This window comes from Mucilaginibacter polytrichastri, from assembly GCF_001911425.1.
GTDB classification, from domain to species: Bacteria; Bacteroidota; Bacteroidia; order Sphingobacteriales; family Sphingobacteriaceae; genus Mucilaginibacter; species Mucilaginibacter polytrichastri.
On sequence record NZ_MPPL01000001.1, the window covers coordinates 4,495,452 to 4,518,065 of the forward strand.

The following is a 22,614-nucleotide window of genomic DNA, read 5'->3' on the forward strand; positions in this document are numbered from 1 at the left end:
AAACTTACTGTATATCTACTGTGGCCGTTATTTGCTTTAGTGTAATTTCTGCAATTTTTGACTGGTACTGAGCCGAAAAAAACTTAGCCTGCGCATCCAGATAGTTCCTTTGCGCTTCCCTGATCTCTAATGGCGTGATGTTACCGATCTTATATTTTTCCAGCGAAATATCCAGGTTACGCTTGGCAATAGTAACGTTACTCTGCCCCAGCTTAATTAAATCGAGGCCGGTTAAGTAGCCTACATAAAGTGTACTTACCTGCGAATTAATGCTCAGTTTGGTTTGATCGTAGTTAATACCGGCATTATTCATCTGTAGTTTGGCGTTGCGCTCCCGCCGCCATTGGTTAAAGCCATCAAAAATATTAATGGTGGCTGTAAGGCCATAGCTTATCCCGTTTGTTTTTTGTACCTGTGCAAAACCGGCAGGCGTTTTATTGTTACTCACCGTATAGCCGCTGTTAACATTTACCTGCGGATACCGGGTTGATTGTATTTGCTTAAAACTAATTTCGGCCAGGCGCTGGTTAATTTGCGAGGCCAATATGGCCGGGTTTTGCCCCTGTGCCTGGTTTAAAATATCGCCAAGTACCAGTTTCTGGTCAACTACTATGGTATCGGCAACTTTAAAATCAGTCTGCAAATCGCGGATCAGAATCTGGTTTAGCCTGATCTGGCTGGTTTTGTATTGCTGGCGCTGAGTAATGTAACTGGCAGTATCGGTATTGTAATTAACCTCGGCATTTAATACATCCAATTTAGATACCCGGCCTACCTTAAACTTATCATTGGCATAGCGCAGCTGTAAGTGTGAAATTGCCATCGCACCTTTTAATGAATTAAGCAGTTCATTTTGGTTTACCAGGTCGTAGTAACTGGCCAATACATTAGCCAGAGTGGCCTGCACGGTATCGCGCAGCAAAACCTGTCCTAAGGCATTCCGCTCTTTTAAACCTTTGTAGCTGGCAAACATGTTAAAGCCATCAAAAATGGTCCAGTTAAGGTTGGCGCCGTAGTTGGTACCTGTGTTGTTGGCATTATTAATTACGTTAACCGTATTATCAGACCGGGTTTGCGTGGTGTTTTGGATACTATTGCTCGATGTAAACTGCCCGGTTACTTTAGGCAGCATCCCTGCCGCGCCGGGTGTTACATTATTTTTGGCAATGGCCGCATTATTTTGCGAGAGCTTGATGTTGTAATTATTCTTCAGCGCTATTTCTACTGCATCCTTGATGGTCAGCAGTTGGGCATCTTGCGCGTGCAAAGTGCCTGTTAAAATAAGGCAGGCAACAATAAGGCAAAAGGGGAGTCTTATTTTCATACTGCTTATAAATTTTCAATCAACTTAGGTTCAACATGTGCTGCGGGCTGCTCTGCTTCCGGCGGTTCTTCATCGGGGTTGTGGCGCACCTTCGAGCCAAACATCATATACATTACCGGGATAATATAAAGGGTAAGGATCAGCGAAAACAGCATGCCGCCCATAATAACAATACCCAGCGATACCCTGCTTTTGGCACCCGCACCCAAAGCGAAAGCAATAGGTACCGAGCCCAGTACTACGGCCAAACTGGTCATTAATATAGGTCGTAAACGTGCAGTGGCGGCTTCAACAACGGCTTCGTATTTGTTAAGGCCGTGCTCCATCCGCTGGTTGGCAAACTCTACGATAAGAATCCCGTTTTTGGTTACCAAACCTACCAGGGTTATCATCCCGATCTCGCTAAATATATTCAGTGTTTGATCAAACAGCCATAACGATATAAAGGCCCCGGCAATAGCCAGCGGCACGGTAAACATCACAATAAACGGATCTATAAAACTTTCGAACTGTGCAGCTAATACCAGGTAAATAAGCAACAATGCAAAGCCGAAGGCAAACAGGATATTTGATGAACTCTCGGCATAATCGCGAGACGGCCCACTCAACGCAGTACTGAACGAAGAATCAAAGGTTTGATTAGCGATCTTCTGCATTTCGGCAATACCATCGCCTACGGTATAGCCCGGGGCCAGGCCTGCTTGTACGGTAGCAGATTTGTAACGGTTAAAGTGATAAATGGATGGCGGCGTGGCATCTTCTGATACATGCACCACGTTATCCAGCTGTATTAATTTGCCTCGGCTGTTGCGCACGTAAATAGATTTCAAATCCAAAGGTGCATCGCGGTTGGCGCGGTCTACCTGGGCAATTACCTGGTATTGCTTGCCGCTTAATAAAAAGTAATTGATCCGGCCTGCACTATAATAAAGTTGCAGGGTGGTGGCAATATCATTTACGTTCACACCCAGGTCGCGTGCACGGTCGCGGTCAGTAACCACTGTTATTTCGGGCTTGGTAAATTTCAGGTTCACGTCTGTACCGGCAAAAACAGGATCTTTAGATACTTCGGCGAAGAAGGTAGGCAGGGCTTTTCTTATCTTTTCAAAATCCTGGTTCTGTATTACAAACTGCACCGGCAATGAGGTACGCGAGCCGCTACCACCACCGCTTATAGTTTGTTCCTGAATTACCAATGCACGTGCATCTGGGAATTTGCTTAGTTTTTTAGATAACCAGTCGGCAATTTGCTGCTGGCTGCGTGTCCTTTTATCGGGTGCTACCAAGCCAATACGGCCAAAGCCCGAGTTGGCCGAACCGCCACCACCACTACCCGGCGAAATTACCGAGATGTTTACGTTGGCTTCGGGGATAGAGTCTTCTACCAGTTGCGAAACCTTGTTCATGTAGCGGGTCATAAACTCGTAGCTGGCACCTTCAGAACCTGTTACCGTAAAACGTAATAAGCTGCGGTCATCCAACGGAGCTAACTCAGATTTGGTAGTTTTTACCAAGATCCCGATAAGCCCCATAGAAATGACGATGATGACGATGGATACCCAGCGGCGCTTCATAAAAGTAATGAGCGTTTCGGTATACGCATTGGTCATCTTCTGGAAGAAGGGCTCGGTACGCAGGTAGAAGTTTGATTTCTTCTGATTTTTACGAATCAGCTTTACGTTAAGCATCGGCGTTAACGACAGCGACACAAATGCCGAGATCAATACCGACCCAGCTACCACAATTGCAAACTCGCGGAATAAACGGCCCGTAAAACCTTCTAAAAACACAATGGGTAAAAATACCGCTGCCAGCGTAACCGAGGTAGAAATTACCGCAAAGAAGATCTCTGCCGAACCCTCGAACGCCGCCTTACGAATAGGCATACCTTCTTCTACCTTTTTGTAGATATTCTCTGTTACCACAATACCATCATCAACCACTAAACCCGTGGCCAGTACAATACCCAGCAGGGTTAATATATTGATAGAGAAATCGAAGATGTACATGATAAAAAAGGTACCGATTAACGATACCGGGATATCTATCAGCGGGCGGAAAGCGATCAGCCAGTCGCGGAAGAAGAGGTAGATAATGATTACCACGAGGATAAACGAGATCACCAGGGTTTCTTCCACCTCATCGATAGACTGGGTAATGAACTTGGTATTATCCAGGGCTACTTTAACACTGATATCAGGCGGGAGGTCTTTTTTGATCTGCTCCAGGCGTTTATAAAAATCTTTAGCAATTTGTACATAGTTGGCACCCGGCTGCGGCACAATGGCCAAACCAACCTCGGGGATGCCCGACTCTTTCAGCGCGGTTTCTTCATTGGCCGAACCCATTACGGCGTAACCGATATCGCGCAGGTGGATAACCCGGTTACTATCGGCACGGATAATGAGGTTGTTAAATTCTTTTTCGGTTGAGAGCTTACCCAATGCACGGATGGTAAGTTCGGTATTATTGCCTTCTATTTTACCGGCAGGCAGCTCCACGTTCTCGTTATTCAAGGCATCGCGTACATCGGTAGCAGCCAGCCCGTATGATGATAGCTTAGCAGGATCAATCCACAAGCGCATAGCATATTGCCTTTGCCCTTGTATGTTAATAGAACTTACACCGGGGATGGTTTGCAAGCCTTCCTGCAAAACGTTTTCGGCATAATCATCAACCTGGGTAATGTTACGGGTGTTGCTGCTTACAGTAAGGGTAATAATATTATCAGAGTTGGCATCGGCCTTGGTAACTACCGGCGGGGCATCAATATCCTGCGGTAGCTGGCGCTGTGCCTGCGAAACCTTATCGCGCACGTCATTAGCCGCAGTTTCCAGATCGGCATCGAGGGTAAACTCTACCGTAATATTGCTCGAACCAACCGAACTGGTTGACGAGATATTACGGATACCCTGTACTCCATTAATAGCTTTCTCTAAAGGTTCGGTAATCTGCGACTCAATTACCTCGGCATTGGCGCCCGAGTAACTGGTGCTCACGGTAATAATAGGCGGATCGACCGAGGGAAAATCCCGCGTCCCTAAAAACTTGTAGCCGATGATACCAAACACAACAATAACTACAGAGAGCACTGTTGCCAATACCGGCCGCTTTATACTGGTTGAGGATAAACTCATACTGCTTACTTAATAACTTTAATAATTTTCAAAGGCACTTTTGGCCGCATCTGGATCAGGCCAGATACAATGAGGCTATCACCGGCATTCAAACCATCGGTAACTTCTATTTTGGTATCGGTACGTAAATCTGTTTTTACAGATTTGGCCACCGCCGTACCATTATGGGCAATGTAAACCTTGCTGGCTTTCAGATCGGGGATCACGCATTCGGTAGGTACCATAATGGTTTTAGGGATCTGATCGAGCGTTAAATTAATTTTGGCGAAGCCGCCGGCTGTGATCAGATTTTTGGGGTTAGCTGCCTTTGCACGTACGGTAATAGTACGCGAAGTTTGATCGATAGATGGCTCTATGGCATAAACCGTAGCCGTAAAAGTTTCGCGCGAGCTGGCTACACTAAACCTGATCTTGCTGCCTGTCTTTATTAATTGCTGGTAACGCTCGGGTACCGAAAAGGTAACCTTCATCGGGTCGGTGTTTACCAATACAGCAATAGAAGTTAAGGGCGACAAATAGCCTCCCGGGCTTACATTACGCAAACCGATAACCCCCGAAAACGGTGCGCGGATCTCCGTTTTAGCAATCTGTGCTTTAATTACATCGCCCTGTGCTTTTAATGAGTTGTAGGCAGATAGTGAAGTATCGTACTCCTGCTGGCTTACAGCTTCTTTTTGCAGCAATATTTTGTTGCGATACTCGTTTTGCTGCGCAAGCGTAAGCTGGTACTGGCTTTGTTTAAGCCCGGCAACCAAATCGGCATTGTAAACTTTTACCAATACCTGCCCTTTGCTTACATGGCTGCCTTCCTGAAAGTAAATGCCGGTAATATTACCTGCGGTCTGGCTTACCAGGTTCACTTTTTCGTTCGGGTCAATGGTGCCGGTAAGGTCAATATTATTGGTCACGGCGGTATCCTTAACTATCATTACGGTTACAGGCACCGGGCCGGTTTTCTTTTTACCGCCTTTACTGTCGGCCGCCTGGCCCTGGGCATCTTTACCCTTGCTGCCATGCAATTTATTAAATATTAAAAAGCCTACAACTAAGGCAAGGGCAATATATACGATGTACCTGGTTTTCATATCTGTGGGGTATCGCTTATGATTTTGATTTCTAAATTGGTTTGGCTGCTTTGCGCAACTTTATTATTTCCTATTCTGGCTAATACATGCAAATAAATACATCCGGGATGGAATAGCTTGCGCAAGCTCTGCTCTGTTATTGCCATAAATATGCGAAGCTAAAATAATAGTTACAATATATAATAGTTACTTGTATCAACCATTTTACAACATATATTTTCACAGCAATAAATCACCCCTAAGTAGTTTTTTATAAATTGGCGGCATGAAAAAATTTGCTTTATTTACTATTGCATTGTTAACTATTATAATGACGAATTACACCGAAAGCCATGCAGCCGGTAATGTGAAGATCAGCTATGAGGTAAAATTCCCCGAAGCACAGGCGCATTACGCTGATATAGAGATGAATATAACCGGACTAATGCAAAATTCATTAGACCTGAAAATGCCGGTTTGGACACCAGGATCGTATCTGGTGCGCGAGTTTGCCAAAAACCTCGAATCGTTTAGCGTAGAGGCCAACGGTAAAACCATTCCATTTATTAAAACCCGAAAAAATATATGGCATATTAATACCACTAACCTGAGCGCTATTAAGATTAGGTACCGCATGTACAGTTTCGAAATTTCGGTACGTACTGCTTTTATTGATGTTACCCATGCGTTTTTATCAACCTCGGGCATGTTCTTATACCCCGATGGTATGCTAATGCATCCGTCTACCATCCACATTGTGCCTTACAAAGGCTGGGATAAGGTTTCTACCAGTTTAGAGATGGTAAATAATGATCCATTTACCCGTACTGCGCCTAACTATGATATCCTGTTCGATTCGCCTATTGAGGTTGGCAACCAGGATGTGTTTGGCTTTAAAGCAGCCGGCGTTGATTATGAAGTGGCCATGTATGGCGGCGGTAACTATGATAAGGAACGCCTGAAAAAGGATATGGCCCACATTGTGGAGCTGGAAACCGCAGTATACGGGGAGAACCCCAACAAGCATTACACCTTTATTGTACATAACTATAGCAAAGGCGGCGGTGGTTTAGAGCATTTAAGCTCTACTGTGCTTGGCGCATCGCGCAATAGCTACAATACCGAAACCGGTTATCAAAACTTCTTGGCCCTGGTATCGCACGAGCATTTCCACCTGTGGAATGTAAAACGTTTGCGCCCTGTTGCTTTAGGCCCCTTTGATTATGACAACGAGAACTATACCACCGACCTGTGGATAGCCGAAGGTTTTACTGCCTACTACGATAACATTGTTGTGCAACGCACCAAGCTATACAGCACCGAAAATTACCTGGGTGTATTAGCTGCCGACATTAACATTGTAGAAAATTCCCAAGGTGCTAAAATTCAGCCATTATCGCAATCAAGCTATGATGCCTGGATTAAGGCTTACCGCCCGGATGAAAACTCGGCCAATACCACCATCTCTTATTACAATAAAGGCTCTGTTGCTGCATTATTGCTGGATCTGGAAATTATTAACGATAGCCAAAGCAAATACTGTTTGGACGATGTAATGAAATACATGTACACTGAGTATTACAAGCTAAAAAAACGCGGTTATACTGATACTGAGTTTAAACAAGGACTGGAGAAATTTGCCGGTAAAAACCTCGACAGCTTTTATCAGAAATATATTAACGGCCTGGACGCCATTGATTACAACAAATATTTAGGCTACGCCGGATATAAATTAACCGATGACCTGGCCGCCAGCAATAACCCAACACTGGGTATTAAAACAGTAGCGGCAGGCACTAATGTTAAAGTAACAGGTGTTGGCCGTGGTACAGCAGGCTGGACTGACGGTATTAACGTAAACGATGAGATCACCGCAATTGATGGCCAGCCAATAGCCGACCCCAAAAACCTGTTGGGCGATAAAAAAGTAGGCGATAAAATAACCGTTACCGTAACCCGCGATGGCCAATCGCTTAACTTACCGGTTACCTTGCTACGCAACAACGATTTTAAATACAAAATAGAAAGCATCGATTCGCCGTCTGCAGCGCAGTTAGCTGTGCGGAAGAAGTGGCTGTCTTTGTAGTTAGATACAAGATAGTTTATACAAGAAAGTATATTTGAGTCCGGCAAATGCCGGACTTTTTTTGTGGCTATACGTTTACTAAATCCGAAGAAGGCTAATGATTCGGTTTAATTAACAGGTGGTGTAACCTCGGGCGAATGGATATCTTCCAGACTGCTTGGTATTAAATTCTTGGTTTTAAAGTAAGTCACCGTTACTACCAGTAAAGTCATACAGCCGCCAAACAATACGGCCGGTGTGGTGCCCAATATTTTAGCGGCCATACCCGATTCGAAATCGCCGATCTCGTTAGATGAACCGATGAACATAGAGTTTACGGCAGATACCCGCCCGCGCATTTGATCGGGGGTGAGCAATTGCATAATGGTACCACGGATAATTACACTTACGCTATCAAAAGCCCCCTGTAAGAAAAGGAACAACAGCGATACGTAAAATATATTAGATAAGCCGAAGCCTATAATAGATACACCGAACCCGGCAACCGCTATCAGCAGGTTACGCCACGGCCTGTTCATGGGTGAGAACCTAACCATAGCCAGCATAGTTAACGCAGCGCCTAATGATGATGCCATGCGCATTACGCCCAAGCCCTCAGAGCCTACCTTTAAAATATCTAATGCATACACCGGCAGCAATGCGACCACGCCACCAAAAAACACCGAGAACAGGTCGAGGCTCATGGCGTAGAACATCATTTTGTTGTTGAATACAAAGTGTAAGCCTTCTTTCAAACTAATCCAGATGCTTTCTTTCGGTATAAATACCGCAGGATATTTACGCAGCCTGTAAACCAATACAAGCGCTATAAACAAAAATATTAAGATAACGCTAAAGTTGGCTGTAATACCTGACAAGCCCGGGATTATCTTACCAGAGAAACCGTATAAGAATCCCCCGGTTAGCGGCCCCAATATCGAAGCCATTTGCCAGGCAGAGCTGCTCCAGCTGCTGCCGTTGGGGTAAACTTCTTTAGGGATGCTATGTGCATAAACTGTAAAAGTAGCAGGGCCGTAAAAAGCACGTGCAATACCGTTGCAGAAAATCATGGCGTACAGGATGTACAGGATCCAGCCGTTATCATATGCTTTCATGCTGTTAAGCGTGAAAGTAAACATCACTAACGAAGAAAGAAAAACGCCGCCAAATATGAAGAGCAGCATTTTTCTTTTTTCGTATTTATCGGCAATATAACCACCATATAGCGCTATACCAACCGCCGGGATGGCTTCGCTGAGGCCAATAAAGGCAATGGCTACTTTACTGTGTGTTAATTGATAAATGTAAAAACCCAGCACCGTTGTTTGCATTTGATAGGCAAACGTAAAAAAGAAGCGCATACCAAGATAAGCGCGAAAGTCCTTATAGCGAAGGGCTGCAAATGAATCTTTTTTCTGGGGTTGACTATTTCCGTCGTCTGACACGCTGATATTTAGATGTATGGCGCAAAGTTACGACTGTAGTTTTGAATACCCGGTAAAAATTTAAAATTTCAAACCATGCTGATCTATCAGGTATACCAATGAAGCCATAGAGGCTGCTCCCAGTTCCAACTCGCGTTTATTCACGTTTTCAAACACATCATTAGGCGTGTGGTGAATATCAAAGTAACGTTGCGAGTCTGCCTGGAAACCAATCAGCGTAACACCCGGTACAGTTTGCTTTAACGGGCCAATATCAGAGCCGCCGCCGCCTTGCGTAAGGTGATCGCTTTGGTAAGGCGTAAACAGAGGTTTCCAGTTCTCGTTAATTTTTTGAAGCGTTGCTGCTGATGTAGTTATCCCAAAACCGCGTGGCGTAAAACCACCGCCGTCAGATTCTATGGCTGCAATATGCTCTTCCTTATTGGCAGCAGCAAGCTCGGCATACTTTAAACCGCCGCGGTCGCCGTTCTCTTCGTTCATAAAAAATACGGCACGAATGCTGTGTTTAGGTTTGTAACCCATTGCTTTAAAAATGCGCAGCACTTCTGCCGATTGCATTACGCCGGTACCGTCATCATGTGCACCTTCGGCCAGGTCCCACGAATCCAGGTGGCCACCTACCGTAATAAATTGATTAGGTTCTTCAGTCCCTTTTAACTCACCAACCACATTAAATGATTGTGCATCAGGTAGCATCTGGCAGTTATCTTTTAAAAAGAATTGCACCGGCTTACCCTTGGCATTTTTTATTGTTTCGCTTAGCTTATTAGCCGCTATAGTTGATAATGCCGCTGCCGGTATTGGCGTATTGGTGCCATAGCTGGTAGCGCCTGTATGCGGGTAGTTATCCAACGCCGATGTTAACGAACGTACAATAACGGCCACCGCACCATATTTAGATGCTGCACCCGGGCCCAAATTACGCTGATCGCCCGCGGTACCGTAAGCACGGCCTGCCTCAATAAAGCGTTCATCAAAAGGGCGGTTAAAAAAAACGATCTTCCCCTTAATTTTATCTGCACCTAAAGTTTCCAGTTCTTTCAGGCTGTGCAGCTCAATTACCTCGGCAGTAATACCCGCTTTGGGTGTACCTACCGACATGCCCAGCGCTGCTAAAGCTACCGGCGTACGTGTTTTACCATCAATAATAAAGCCCTGTTCTTTTTCGCCACGCACCCAATGTGGTACCATTACTTCCTGCAAATAAACTTTGTCGAAGCCGTAACCTTCCATCAACTTTTTGCTCCACTCTACCGCCTTTTGCGCATTGGCAGAACCGCTAATGCGCTGACCGATATTTTTACACAAATAATGCAGGTTCTCGTAAGCTTTACCGTTTACAAGGGCTTCGTCATAAATTTTGCGGATAGTTACCGAATCGTTTTGCGCACTGGCAGATAAACTTACCGCACAAAAAAGTACAGCAGAAAGTATGGGTTTTAGTTTCATTGAATTAAGGAATATGTTATAACCCGAAAGTTAATGCTTTATGCTTACAAGTCAAAGTAACTAATTCATCGATGTAGCATTCATAAACACGGTATTTTTACTTATAAGCCTATCTCTTTTGCATATTTTTCCAAAAGGAGTGCTATAGAATTTATATCTTTATTTTTTAATTAGAAATAAACTATGTCAATTATAAGGAAAATTGAAGTAGATGACTCCACTTTCAATTTTACTCAACAACTTGAAAATACCTTATTCCACTTGCTCGATGATGATGACGCTATTAACATCTATATGCTCACTCATATATGCAAATTGTTGGGACTTGATGCAACAAGCCATTTCCCCGATAAGTACTGTTCAGGCGCGTACCAGTTAAATAAAATAAGCGGACATAATTTTGAAATGGCCCTTAGCATAACGGAAGCACTTTATGAAACCTGTATTCTATTTCAAAGGTTTGATCTGGCTCTGATCGTTAACGCTGAAGTAACCCGCAACATGATAGACACCGGGTTGGCACTAAACTGGGTTGACGGAAAATTTTACGATAAAAACTAATACAAACAACAAAGGACCTTAAAGGCCCTTTGTTGTTTTAAAGAAATAAGTTGTCCCCTATTATTTCTTTTCGCTCTTTGCAGATGTGTTGATACCTGCTTCTGCAATTTGGGTTAGTAATGCATCTGCATTTTTTTCTTCTTCTAAAGTCTGGCCTAAAAGTTCGGCGGCTTCGTTGTAACCTAATGTTGCAGCCAAAGTTTTCAAAGTACCGTAAGATGCAATTTCGTAATGCTCAGATTTTTGAGCTGCAGAAATAATACCGGCATCGCGGGTGATGCTGCCATCTTCCGTGTCTTCCATAATTTCTTCTGCTTCTTTAATCAAACCATTCATGGCTTCACATTTCTTTGCAACGGCTTTTTCACCAATTGACTCGAAAACTGATTCCAGGCGGGTAATCTGTCCTTCAGTTTCTGTCAGGTGGTTTTGCAGGGCCGTACGCAACTCATCTGATGTTGCTTTTTTAGCCATTTTGGCTAAAGCTTTGGTTAGGTGCTTTTCTGCCCAGTAAATATCTTTTAATTCGTCGATAAACAATTCGTTTAATGCCGACTCACTCACTTCTGTGGTAGTGGTTTCTGCTGTTGCAGTTTTTGCTTTTGTTGCCATGATGTTGTTTTGTTTTAGTTATAAATTACAACATTAAACTAATTAGAAAGTTTTATTACTTATATAATTAACAAAAAACAATTTAGCTTAATCTTTCTGCAACAATTTTAATGCTTGTTTCAAGTCGGCTTTTTTAGCGGTTAAGGCTTTCCACGGGTCATCAATTTTGCTAATTCTATCCAGTATATTAAATATATCGAAGTTCGAGATCTTTAAATCATTATTTACTTCATGCCAATGCAACGGTGTTGATACCGTAGCCCCCGGTTTAGGCCTTACCGAATAAGGCGCAGCAATGGTTTGCCCCCGTCGGTTCTGCAAAAAGTCGATATAGGTTTTATGAGGCCGCTTGGCCGGGCTACGTTCTATACTGGTAGTATCGGGCAACTGATCATGCACATGGTGCGCCACATATTCGGCAAACATTTTCACAAAATCATAATCATATTTGGCACCCAGGTAACAATATATGTGCAACCCCTTTGATCCCGATGTTTTAATAAATACATCCAGCCCCATACGGTCAAATACCTGCTTGGTTACCAGGGCCGCTTCTATCGCCTCGGTAAAAGGCACATCGTGCGGATCCAGATCTATCACCATATAATCCGGATTCTCTGGCTTTTTATAAGAGCTTAACCAGGGGTTTATTTCTATAGAACCCATATTGGCCATGTAAAGCAATGTGGCCGCATCTTTACCAATAATGTAATGGATATCCTTATCATTACTATCTGAGTGTAGCGGTTCTATTTTTATCCACTTAGGTAACTTGGCAGGGTCTACATCTTTTTGAAAAAAGCCTTCGTCTTCAATGCCATTGGGTTGCCTGCGCATAGACATGGGCTTATCTTTTAGGTAAGGCACCATGTACGGAGCCACCTGCATATAGTAATGCAGCAACTGCCCTTTGGTAATGCCTTCGGTTTTCCACCAGAGTTTATTCTGGTTGGTCAGCTTTATATTCTGGCCATTAAACTTTACCGTTTCATCGTCAGCCAATTGCGTGTTGGGTGTTTCTATAACTACCTTTTCTGGTTCCTTGTCCATACGTAAGCCTTTAAATACCGGATGGCGCATATGCGCATCCTCCGTCCATTCACTATAAAAAACTTCGCAAACCAATTGCGGCTTAACCCAGGTTACCTTACCCCGCTGGTTTATTTTTTCGGGCAGGGTACGCTCTTTCACAACCAGCGCCTCCATTTGATGATACACATCTTTAAGCGTAGCCTCATTAAAACCCGTACCGCAATTACCTGCATAGCGGATACGGCTTCCCTCCTTTATGCCCAATATTAACGAGCCAAAGAAATGGCGCGCCCCCTCGGGTTGGGTAAAACCGCAGATAATAGCCTCCTGCGAATTTTGGAGTTTAAACTTCAGCCATTTTTCTGATCGCCTGCCGCTTTCGTAAATGCTCGCCCTGTCTTTGCCGATAATACCCTCCCAACTTTCTTTTTTAGCCTGAGCCATTAATTTAGTCCCTTCACCATCGATATGCCCGTGATAGGCAATGTTTTTCAGATCAGGATAAGAAGCGATCAGTGCTTTCAATAATTCTTTACGTTTCCACAGTTCCAGGTGCCGCGTATCGTGCCCATCCAGCATCAGCAGGTCGAATACATAATATTTCAGCGTCAGGTTTTTGTCGCTCTTTAAATCATTTTTTAAATAATTCTGCAAATCCTGAAAGCTGGCCTTGCCCTGTTTATCTTCTACCACAATTTCGCCATCAAGCACTGCACTTCTATCCATAATTTTTACCTCATCCATTACCAATTTATACTTGGCACTGAAATCGATATTATTGCGCGACAGTAACTCCGGTTTTTTGCCTGTATGGGCAATGGCACGGTACCCATCCAGTTTGTGCTCATAGATCCAATCGGCATGGTCAACCAGCTTGGCTTCCAGTTTGGCCATCATGGGTTGGTATGATTTTGCCGGTTTGGTTTCAGGTTCGGCTTCTTGCTCCTGCTCAATATCTTCTTCCTCTTTACCGGCACCGGCTATGTCGGCTGAGTTTTGATGTTTAGGTAGTTTTTTAACTTTATCGCCCTTATTATTCAGCAGCACTTTAATATTATCGGGCACAAAATCTTCGCTGTTGTATTTGGTTTTTATAGCATAATCATCTTTATGCTTAATCAACAGCCACGATTTTTCGTCGGTATGGAGTTTCACCAAAACAAACTCGCCTTTTAATATCTTACCATTCAATCTAAATTTCATATCGCCCGAGTGCAGCCCGGCATGTAGTGTTTTCACATCATCAGCACGCGATTCGGCAAGTGATTCATAGGTTCCTTCGTCCCATACAATTACAACCCCGCCGCCATATTCGCCACTGGGTATAATGCCTTCAAAAGTCCGGTAATCATAGGGATGATCTTCCACCATCATGGCCAGCCGCTTATCGCCCGGATTCATGGATGGGCCTTTGGGTACGGCCCAGCTTTTTAAAACACCATCCAACTCCAGCCGGAAATCGTAATGCAGGTGCGAAGCATGGTGCCGCTGCACCACAAATCTTAAGGTTTTACCAGTACCCTTACCCCCTTTAGGCTCGGATGTTTTTTTGAAATCGCGTTTCTTTTCATACTCTTTCAGGCCCATGAGTTACGCTCCTTTCTTGCTTAAACTTGCCATTAATTGATCGTAAAGGTCATCGCTTGATGTTTTAACCACCTTCATTTTCTTGATGGTAGGGCGTTTGCCTTTAGCTTTGGCCTTAATAATTTTCAGCAACTCATCACTGTACTGATCTTTAAACTTCGATACGTCGAATTTCTCGGCATATTGGTTAATCAGCGCAAGGCCCATGTCCAGTTCCTTTTTGCTGATGGTACTTTCTTTCGGGATGTTCAGATCTTCAGTCCCCCTTATCTCCTGCCCGAAGCGGATGCGGGTAACCACCAGCACATTATTTTCGGGATGGATAATGCACAGGTTCTCGGTGTTGCGCAATACAAAACGGGCCAGGCCGGCCTTTTTGCTTTTCTCCAGCGCTTTAATTAAAAGTGTGTAAGCTTTACTATTTTTCTGCTCGGGCTCGGCATAGTAAGAGGTTTCATAAAACATGGGGTTCACCTCGCTCATCTCTACAAAGCTTTCTATTTCTATCAGCTTGGTTTTTTCGGGGATGGCAGCTTCAAAGTCGGCCTCTTCAACTACAATGTAAACATCATCGAGCTTATAGGCCCTAACGATCTTATCGTACGGCACTTCTTTTTTGGTGTTTTCGTTTACCCGCATAAAATGGATGCGGGCATGGTCGCGGCCATCCAGCATATCCAGATCCAGCGAGCTGCTTTGCACTGCCGAATATAACTTAACGGGAATATTTACCAGCCCAAACCCGATTGAGCCTTTCCATATTGATCTCATAATTAGCCTGTTTAATACAACCTAACTATAACTATCAAAAGGTTAATGTGTTTTGGATCAAAATTTAGCGAATTATAGAATTCCCCGAATGCAATTCCGGGACGATTCTCTTAATTCCTGAATTTTGAAAATTCTGATCTTACTTCGTGATATACTTCTTCGCAATACCATCATACAAATCAATGTACCCGTTGGATTTGCCTGCCTTATCGAAGATCTGTTCCCATGTGTTCAGCGGTTCCCAAATAAAGGTACCGAGCGATTTACCATCGGGCAGGTTAAAGGCAATATCATTAACCTCTGTTTTTAGCTGGGTATATTCGGCAACCATTACCTGGCGTTTGTAGCGTGTGGCCAGATCAGTCATGTTTTCTTTAAGATCATCTAAGGTACCATGCCATTTGGGGTAGTAAGATAAGCCGATCACATCAAAAGGCACATTACGTTCAAGCATTTGATCCATAAAGAAACGGGCCTCTAAATTTTGCCCTCCTAATGCCACATGCAGCATTACCGGGGTAGATGGGTCAACCGCTTTTACCCCCTGTACACCCATGTTTATTAACTCAGCCAAACTGTCCAGGTTATTGATCTCTCCTTCCGGCCATATCATCCCGTGGTTAATCTCATTACCAACCTGCACCATATCCGGCAGGGTTCCCTGAGATTTTAGCTGTTGCAGTACATCAACCGTGTAGGTGTAAACAGCATGTTTAATGGTATTAAAATCTTGCCCGCGCCATCCCGCAGGTTTATACTGCTGTTGTGGGTCGGCCCAGTAATCACTGTAATGAAAATCAAGCAACAACTTCATACCGGCAGCTTTAACCCGCTTGGCCATTTGCCGGGTATGTTCCAGATCACAAAAACCTTTATTGGGCGAGTAGCCACTATCGCGTGCCGGATTATTAAATATCCGCAGGCGGATATAATTAAACCCGTGATCTTTTAATATCTCAAGAGCATCTTTTTGTACGCCCTTGTCAGAAAACTTAAGGCCTTTAGCTTCCAATTCAGGCAGAAATGAGATATCTGCTCCCATTATTTTATCCTGCACCTTTTTTGGGATATACATCAGCGTAGTTATCTTATGTGCAGCGCCCGGTTGGATCATTTTTATTTCGGTAGCACCGGGATACAGGCTATCTGCTTTAGCTTCAAACTTAACACTCCCTTTTTGATGCCCCGAACGCAAGGTAACCCATAAAATACCATCATGCAATTTACCCTCTGTTACAATATGGTTTGGCATGCCCACCTCACTATATTGCTGATGATCGCTTAATTTACTAATCATGGCATCACCAGTAATGGTAAACTTTATCAACTTGCCTGCATGCAGAATGGTATTACCGTTCTTATCAATAATAACTACTTTAATTTGCGCTTCATCTTTCCCATCTGCCAGCATGGTGGTTTTGTAGGGAGTAATTACTACTTCGGCAGGCTTACCAACAGCAACAGATTGCGCCGCCAACTGCTGGGCAAAGCCGGTTAAAAGTAACGCTAGTGTAAGAAGGGAAGTAAATTTCCTCATTTTTATGGGTAATAACATAATCAGTTGCTATAGATCAAAGGTTTTTATCTTTTAACGTAAAACGGCGCCTTAAGTTAATCATTTGCCAACATAATTCTGCGGTTGATAGGGCTAAGATGGCAAATATGGCAGGCCTTATAGCCTGTTCTGTCGAATCAAAGGCACCAGCCATTGCTATAAAATATACGGCAATTGGCAGTATTAAAAGCACGAGTAAGCCGCCCACACCCAGTGGTATTTTAAATGGCCGGTGTGCATCGGGTTGTTTTATGCGCGTAGCAATAAGTGCGGCATATTCTAAAAAAAAGCCTGCGCCATAAACAGTAACGTCAATAATCAGCAATTCTTCGAACGACCACAGGATCATTAAACTTACCAGCCCCGAGCATATGATGATAGACCAATACGGTGTGTTATATTTAGGATGAAGCCTGGTTAGTACTTTAGGCAGTAGTTTATCATCAGCCATTACCTTGGGGATACGCGATACCGAAAGCAGCACGGCGGTATAGATCCCCATAGCGCTTGCCATCCCTCCAATGGCTATTAAGCCCCCCAGCCAATGCCCGCCGATCAATTCGCCCAGGGCCGGGAAACGCTTATCACTCAGCACCTGCGGGTTAATGCCCGATTGCTGCGCGATAAGCATTACCACAAAGTACAGCACCATAACAAGCGCAAAAGCACAGAATACGGAGATCAGATATGACCTTACCGGTTTTTCTACCTCGCCGGCATAAGTAGTAATATTATCCCAACCCAGGCAGTTCCACATTACGGTATACAAAGCCATAGCCAATGCCGGGAATTTAAGATGCCTTACATACGGTGCAGGCATATAAGCACTTAGCGAATGGTGCATCAGCGCAGCTATCAACAATACTACAAAAGGCCCAAGTACAGCCACACTGAGTATCATTGATGCGCGGCCAACCTGCACAATACCCCAAATATTAATTAATGCCGATAGCCAGATAAACACCAAACAAACCGGGATCTGATAAGTAACCATCCACGGGAAAAAGAAAGTGGCATACTGGATAAACATAACCGGGTATATGGCCAGATCTATAAACGTATAGAGCCAGGTCCACCAGCCCTCGTAAAAACCGAAACGCATACCCAAGGCGTTTTTTACCCATTGATAATAGCCGCCCTCTACCGGCATCATGCTGTTAAGTTCGGCAACGGTTAGTATAGCGGGCACGTCCCATAGTATGGGAGTAATTAATAAGATTAATAAAGTGGCATGCGCCCCCGCATAACTCATCAGCGACTCCAACCCATATGGCCCACCCGATACCGTGAAAAAGATAATTACAATGAGTTGTAGCGGACGGATTTTTTTGGAAACTGGTTTGGCGGGCATAGATTTTAAAAATAGTATAAAATTGCATTTTTTTATCCCCTAGTGCCGAACTTGTTTCGGCATCCGATGTGCTTAGTTTGCGAAATGCCTATTTTATACCTGTCCGAAACAAGCATGGCGGTTTAGAGTTTAACAGGGTTAAACTGTCCACGCTCCTTCTTCCTGTACCAGGCCATCGTAAGCCTGATCATCCGGTTGTAAGTACGCAGGCCCGCTGGTTGGTTATTGGCTTTTAAAAAGCTATCGTAAAAACGGCCGCTTATTAAGCCAATTTGCCCGGCATAACCTTCCCAATAGGCGCTATCTGTTTTAAGATCTTGCTTAACCGATGCATTAAGCATGGCCTTTAACTGGTGATGCGCTGTGGTATCCCGGCGATACAGATAATGCAGAAACTCAATAGTACCTTCATAGTAGGCCGAGTATTTAAGCAGCCTGTTTGATGAGTGAATACCAGCCAGGTAACCTACAAAATTGGCTTCATCTTCGCGGCCAAAACCCATTTGGTGCGACATTTCGTGACAGGCCGTAAACGGACGATCGAACACAGGCATTTGCCAGTTGATCTGCGCTTCGCCCGTAAAGGGATTGTAGTAGCCCGAGGTACTTAAATAATTTAACAACGGGCTAATTAACGATGGCTTAACCCCCGGCATAAAGGTTTTAAAGTGCGCAGATGTGCCCGCCAATGTATCAATAGCATTAACTGCGGTGCTGTAAATGGCACTATTCTGCTGATGTAAATCTGCTGTCGTTAAAGCATTACGGGTTTCATTTACACTATCAACCAGCATACGGGTTATGGCTTCCACGTCTGTAAGTGTGTATGATGTATCCTGCAAGCTTAAACGCCTGGCAGCCGATGGCCTGAAATAGTTTAAGCCCCAGCACATGTAAAATAACACAATGGCCACCTGGAAACCTATAATGAGTTGCAGCAGGTAGATACCGGCAGGTTTAAATCTTTTTTTGAAAAGTAATTTCAGCAGATGAAAAACGGCATACAGCAAATAGCCTATCACTGTAATATATAATACATCTCCAAAGCTAAAAGGCAGCCACCCTAGCAAAAGGTGCAGCACAACACAAATAGCCCGATATAGCCCACGGGAGTAAAATTGATCTACAAATTGCGGAGCCGATTGCAGGTTACCCAATAAGATGATGAAAACAAGCAGACCGCCAGCAATTAGCAGTTTGTTTTTAAAATATGGGGTATGTTGAGGCATTGATGCAGTAAATATAGCACAAATGCCAAATTAACTCATTTGTTACAAAAGCATTATTTATGAATTTCGTTTGGGATAATTAGTTATGAAATTTATATTTGCGTAATCAATTACGTAATTACCAATAACAATGGAATTTTACAATAAAATTGGCCGCCTTGCTTTAGGCAGCCGTATGCGCAGGTTAACAGAGCTACACATGGACCAGGCCAGCAAGGTATACGCTTTGTATAATGTTGAGATGCAATCTAAATGGTTCCCGGTGTATTATACCCTGTGTAATGGCGAAGAAAAAACCATTACGCAAATAGCGCAGGAAATTGGCCACTCGCACCCTTCTGTAAGCATTATTGTAAAGGAAATGACTAAAAAGGGTATAGTTAAGGAAAGCCCGTACAAGGGCGATGGGCGAAAAAACTATGTAATGCTAACGGAAAAAGGAATGTCGTACGATGAGCGTTTGCAGGAGCAATTTTTGGATGTAAATGCTGCCATTGAAGGTGCCCTTGCCGAAACACAACATAATTTATGGAAAGCCATTGAAGAGTGGGAGTACATATTGGAGCAAAGAAGCCTGGATAAACGCGTAATAGATGCTAAAAAACAGCGCGAAAGCAAAGATATTTTGATTGTTGATTATGACCCGAAATACCAGCCGGCTTTTAAACAACTGAATGAAGAGTGGATAACCACTTATTTTAAAATGGAAGAAGCCGACTACAAATCGCTCGACCATGCTAAGGAATATATTTTAGATAAAGGCGGTTATATCCTTTTCGCGCTGGATAAGGGCGAACCTATTGGTACCTGTGCTTTAATTAAAAAAGATGAAGACACCTTCGAGCTGGCTAAAATGGCGGTATCGCCATTGGCTAAAGGCAAAGGTATTGGCAGCCTGCTAGGCAATGCGGTTATTGAACGGGCAAAATCGGTCGGTGCTAAAAAACTATACCTAGAAAGTAATATGATCCTTAAACCGGCCATCAGCTTGTATCAGAAATTAGGTTTTAAGAAAGTGATCGGCAATCCATCGCCTTATGAGCGTTGCAACATACAGATGGAATTAAACCTGGTGAAATAAGGGCGCCCAAATCAAAAAGCACATGAGGTGATAGAACGGGTATAAATTGCACAATTACAAGCCAATTTTGTTCATCTTTATGCCAGATTGAACCCCGCACAATGACTCTTTTCTATTACAGTTTAATTGCCACAATTGGCTGGGTAAGTATTATTATTTACCTGCTGATTAATGGCAAAAAAATAAGCTATCTTAAATTACAGCCTTTGGCCGAGACAGAACCTGCAGTGGCTATCATCATCGCGGTGCGTAATGAGGAGGCAGATCTGGAAAAGGCGCTGCAAAGTGTCTGTAATCTCCATTATGCCAACTACCGCATTATTGTACTTAACGACCGGTCTACCGATGGCACCGCGGCTATATTAGCAGGGTTCACAGGCAGGTATCCGCAACTTACAGTTACTCATATCACTACCTTGCCCGATGGCTGGCTGGGCAAAAACCATGCGCTTTACCAGGGCTATTTAAACAGCACCGAAGAATGGATGCTTTTTACCGATGCCGATGTAGCGTTTCATCCCGATTCGCTGAGTAAGGCAGCAGCGTATGTCACCAAAAACCGGCTAGATCATCTTTGCATATTGCCAGAAGTAATTTCGCGGTCGGAAATGCTAAATGGCATGCTTGGCACTTTTACACTATTGTTTATGCTGCAGTTCAGGCCCTGGGCAGCTATTAATCCCAAATCGAAGGCCTCCATTGGCATTGGTGCCTTTAACCTCATACGCCGCGAAGCCTATGAAAAAGCTGGTACACACCAACGTATTAAACTGCGCCCGGATGACGATCTGAAACTGGGCGATCTTATTAAAGCGGCCGGCTTGCGGCAGGAAGTATTAGCCGGCAGGGGCTACATTGGCTTAGAGTGGTACAGAAATGTAGGGGAATTTGTTAATGGCTTAATGAAAAACTCTTTTGCCGTGGCAGATTACAGTGTGCTTAAAACCATCGGAGGCATCATCGCTATCCTGGCATTAATAGCCTTACCCGTACCATTAATGCTGATATTGGGCACCCCGGCAGAACGCATAATGGCATGCCTTATACTGTTTTTCCAGGCTATTTTTATGGCATCACCAGTACTGCCCAATAAATGGTGGCATGCTGTGATGATACCTTTCGCGGGTTTATTATTAGCTTATATCTCGGCCCGGTCGGCATTCATCACCCTTAAACAAGGCGGTATTTACTGGCGCGATAGTTTTTATTCGCTGGATATGCTAAAAGGTAAAACAGGGAAAGCTATTTAGCAAATCCTTTGTAACGCATCATCGCCTCTACAAAATAATAATCGGCATAAGTTAAGGGCTGGTCTATCTCTGTATGCCCCGGTATATTACCTACACTGTGTTGCAATAAGAAGCCGCCATTGGTGCCGTTGGTTGCTTTATATGGCTCGGCAGATAATGATGTTAATAGGGTTTGCGCTACATTAAAATACTCCCGCCCGCTTTTAGCATCGGTATAACGGCAAAGCTCTAACAAGGCCGAAGCCATTACCGCGCCGGCAGAAGCATCGCGCAAAGCATCCGGGATATTGGGTGCATTAAAATCCCAGTAGGGCACTTTATCTTTTGGCAAATTAGGGTTGTGCAGTATAAAACCGGCAATGCGCTGCGCCTGCTCCAGGTATTTTTTATCGTGAGTTTCGCGGTACATTAAGGTATAGCCGTACAATCCCCAGGTTTGGCCGCGCGCCCAGGCAGATTCATCAGCATAGCCCTGTGCTGTTCTTTTTTGTATTACAGCTCCTGTTTGCGGGTCGTAGTTAACCACATGGTACGAACTATAATCGGCCCTGAAATGGTTTTTCATGGTAGTATTGGCGTGCGTAACCGCTATTTTATAATAGCTGGAGTCGCCTGTTACCTTAGTAGCCCAAAACAACAACTCGAGGTTCATCATATTATCAATGATTACCAGGTATTCCGGCTTTTTAGAATCCCATGATTTAATGCAGCCTACCTTTGGGTTAAACCGGGTTAATAATGACTTTGCACTATTAATCAGAATCTGTTTGTATTTAGCCTCTGGCGCTACCTTTTCGGCGGTGCCAAAACTGCAATACATCATAAAGCCAAGGTCGTGCGTGCCTCTGTTATACTGCTCGTTACTTAGCAAGGCCAGCATGCGTTTGGCCTCGGTTAGCAGGGCAGCATCATGGGTTTCTTTATAAATATCCAATAAGGTACCGGGGTAAAAACCACTGCACCACCAGTCAGAATTACTGGTTTCTGATATACCTGTTTTGGGGTCAAACGTTTTAGGGAACTGGCCGGGTTTCAGTTCCTCCTTCATTAGCTTATATTGTACAGCCGCATCTTTAAAATTCTGATCTATGGTTTTAAGCA

General features: G+C 43.9%; 16 protein-coding genes. 4 read left to right on the forward strand and 12 right to left on the reverse strand.

Annotated elements, in window-relative coordinates; all coding sequences use genetic code 11:
* Positions 1–4: 4 nt before the first annotated feature.
* From RG47T_RS19295 to RG47T_RS19305, 3 genes are read right to left on the reverse strand one after another with little or no spacing between them, the layout of a single operon-like run.
* On the reverse strand, positions 5–1,324 hold the full coding sequence (locus tag RG47T_RS19295; protein ID WP_074491086.1) for a TolC family protein: 1,320 nt from the start codon (positions 1,322–1,324) through the stop codon (positions 5–7).
* 5 nt (positions 1,325–1,329) lie between these two features.
* A complete protein-coding gene (locus RG47T_RS19300; protein WP_074491087.1) occupies positions 1,330–4,461 on the reverse strand; it encodes an efflux RND transporter permease subunit in 3,132 nt (1,043 codons plus the stop codon).
* 5 nt (positions 4,462–4,466) lie between these two features.
* Positions 4,467–5,546 carry an efflux RND transporter periplasmic adaptor subunit gene (locus RG47T_RS19305; RefSeq protein WP_074491088.1) on the reverse strand — a complete coding sequence of 360 codons (1,080 nt, stop codon included), beginning with the start codon at positions 5,544–5,546 and terminating at the stop codon, positions 4,467–4,469.
* Positions 5,547–5,811: 265 nt separating this feature from the next.
* On the opposite strand from RG47T_RS19305, the gene RG47T_RS19310 reads away from it, so the two are divergent.
* A complete protein-coding gene (locus RG47T_RS19310; protein ID WP_074491089.1) occupies positions 5,812–7,611 on the forward strand; it encodes a M61 family metallopeptidase in 1,800 nt (599 codons plus the stop codon).
* Positions 7,612–7,718: 107 nt separating this feature from the next.
* On the opposite strand, the gene RG47T_RS19315 is transcribed toward RG47T_RS19310, so the two are convergent.
* Both RG47T_RS19315 and RG47T_RS19320 read right to left on the reverse strand, forming a co-directional pair.
* Entirely contained in the window at positions 7,719–9,035 is a 1,317-nt protein-coding gene (locus RG47T_RS19315) for an MFS transporter (protein ID WP_074491090.1), read from the reverse strand.
* A gap of 60 nt (positions 9,036–9,095) precedes the next feature.
* Positions 9,096–10,484: a M20/M25/M40 family metallo-hydrolase gene (locus RG47T_RS19320; RefSeq protein ID WP_074491091.1), complete on the reverse strand. Its 1,389-nt coding sequence runs from the start codon at positions 10,482–10,484 to the stop codon at positions 9,096–9,098.
* A gap of 183 nt (positions 10,485–10,667) precedes the next feature.
* On the opposite strand from RG47T_RS19320, the gene RG47T_RS19325 reads away from it, so the two are divergent.
* Positions 10,668–11,045, forward strand: a complete 378-nt coding sequence (locus RG47T_RS19325) for a hypothetical protein (RefSeq protein ID WP_074491092.1) — start codon at positions 10,668–10,670, stop codon at positions 11,043–11,045.
* A gap of 60 nt (positions 11,046–11,105) precedes the next feature.
* On the opposite strand, the gene RG47T_RS19330 is transcribed toward RG47T_RS19325, so the two are convergent.
* From RG47T_RS19330 to RG47T_RS19355, 6 genes are all read right to left on the reverse strand, one after another.
* The gene (locus RG47T_RS19330) at positions 11,106–11,657 is read right to left on the reverse strand and encodes a YciE/YciF ferroxidase family protein (RefSeq protein WP_074491093.1); all 552 of its coding nucleotides are present in this window, start codon (positions 11,655–11,657) and stop codon (positions 11,106–11,108) included.
* 87 nt (positions 11,658–11,744) lie between these two features.
* The gene (ligD, locus tag RG47T_RS19335) at positions 11,745–14,276 is read right to left on the reverse strand and encodes a DNA ligase D (protein WP_074491094.1); all 2,532 of its coding nucleotides are present in this window, start codon (positions 14,274–14,276) and stop codon (positions 11,745–11,747) included.
* 3 nt (positions 14,277–14,279) lie between these two features.
* Positions 14,280–15,047 (reverse strand): non-homologous end joining protein Ku, encoded by a 768-nt coding sequence (gene ku, locus RG47T_RS19340; RefSeq protein ID WP_074491095.1) that lies wholly within the window; start codon positions 15,045–15,047, stop codon positions 14,280–14,282.
* 139 nt (positions 15,048–15,186) lie between these two features.
* A complete protein-coding gene (locus RG47T_RS19345; RefSeq protein WP_171972568.1) occupies positions 15,187–16,584 on the reverse strand; it encodes a glycosyl hydrolase 53 family protein in 1,398 nt (465 codons plus the stop codon).
* Between the two features lie 34 nt (positions 16,585–16,618).
* Positions 16,619–17,953 (reverse strand): APC family permease, encoded by a 1,335-nt coding sequence (locus tag RG47T_RS19350; protein WP_074491097.1) that lies wholly within the window; start codon positions 17,951–17,953, stop codon positions 16,619–16,621.
* 122 nt (positions 17,954–18,075) lie between these two features.
* Positions 18,076–19,182, reverse strand: coding sequence for a DUF3810 domain-containing protein (locus tag RG47T_RS19355; RefSeq protein WP_074491098.1), 1,107 nt, complete (start codon positions 19,180–19,182; stop codon positions 18,076–18,078).
* 130 nt (positions 19,183–19,312) lie between these two features.
* Here RG47T_RS19355 and RG47T_RS19360 point away from each other — a divergent pair, with 130 nt between their 5' ends.
* On the forward strand, positions 19,313–20,263 hold the full coding sequence (locus RG47T_RS19360) for a bifunctional helix-turn-helix transcriptional regulator/GNAT family N-acetyltransferase (RefSeq protein WP_074491099.1): 951 nt from the start codon (positions 19,313–19,315) through the stop codon (positions 20,261–20,263).
* A 101-nt stretch (positions 20,264–20,364) separates the two neighbouring features.
* Positions 20,365–21,513 (forward strand): glycosyltransferase family 2 protein, encoded by a 1,149-nt coding sequence (locus RG47T_RS19365; protein WP_083627461.1) that lies wholly within the window; start codon positions 20,365–20,367, stop codon positions 21,511–21,513.
* Here the strand turns inward: RG47T_RS19365 and RG47T_RS19370 are convergent.
* On the reverse strand, positions 21,506–22,614 hold a 1,109-nt coding region (locus RG47T_RS19370), incomplete at its 5' end, for a glycoside hydrolase family 88 protein (protein WP_253187541.1). The two genes, RG47T_RS19365 and RG47T_RS19370, sit on opposite strands and share 8 nt — an antisense overlap.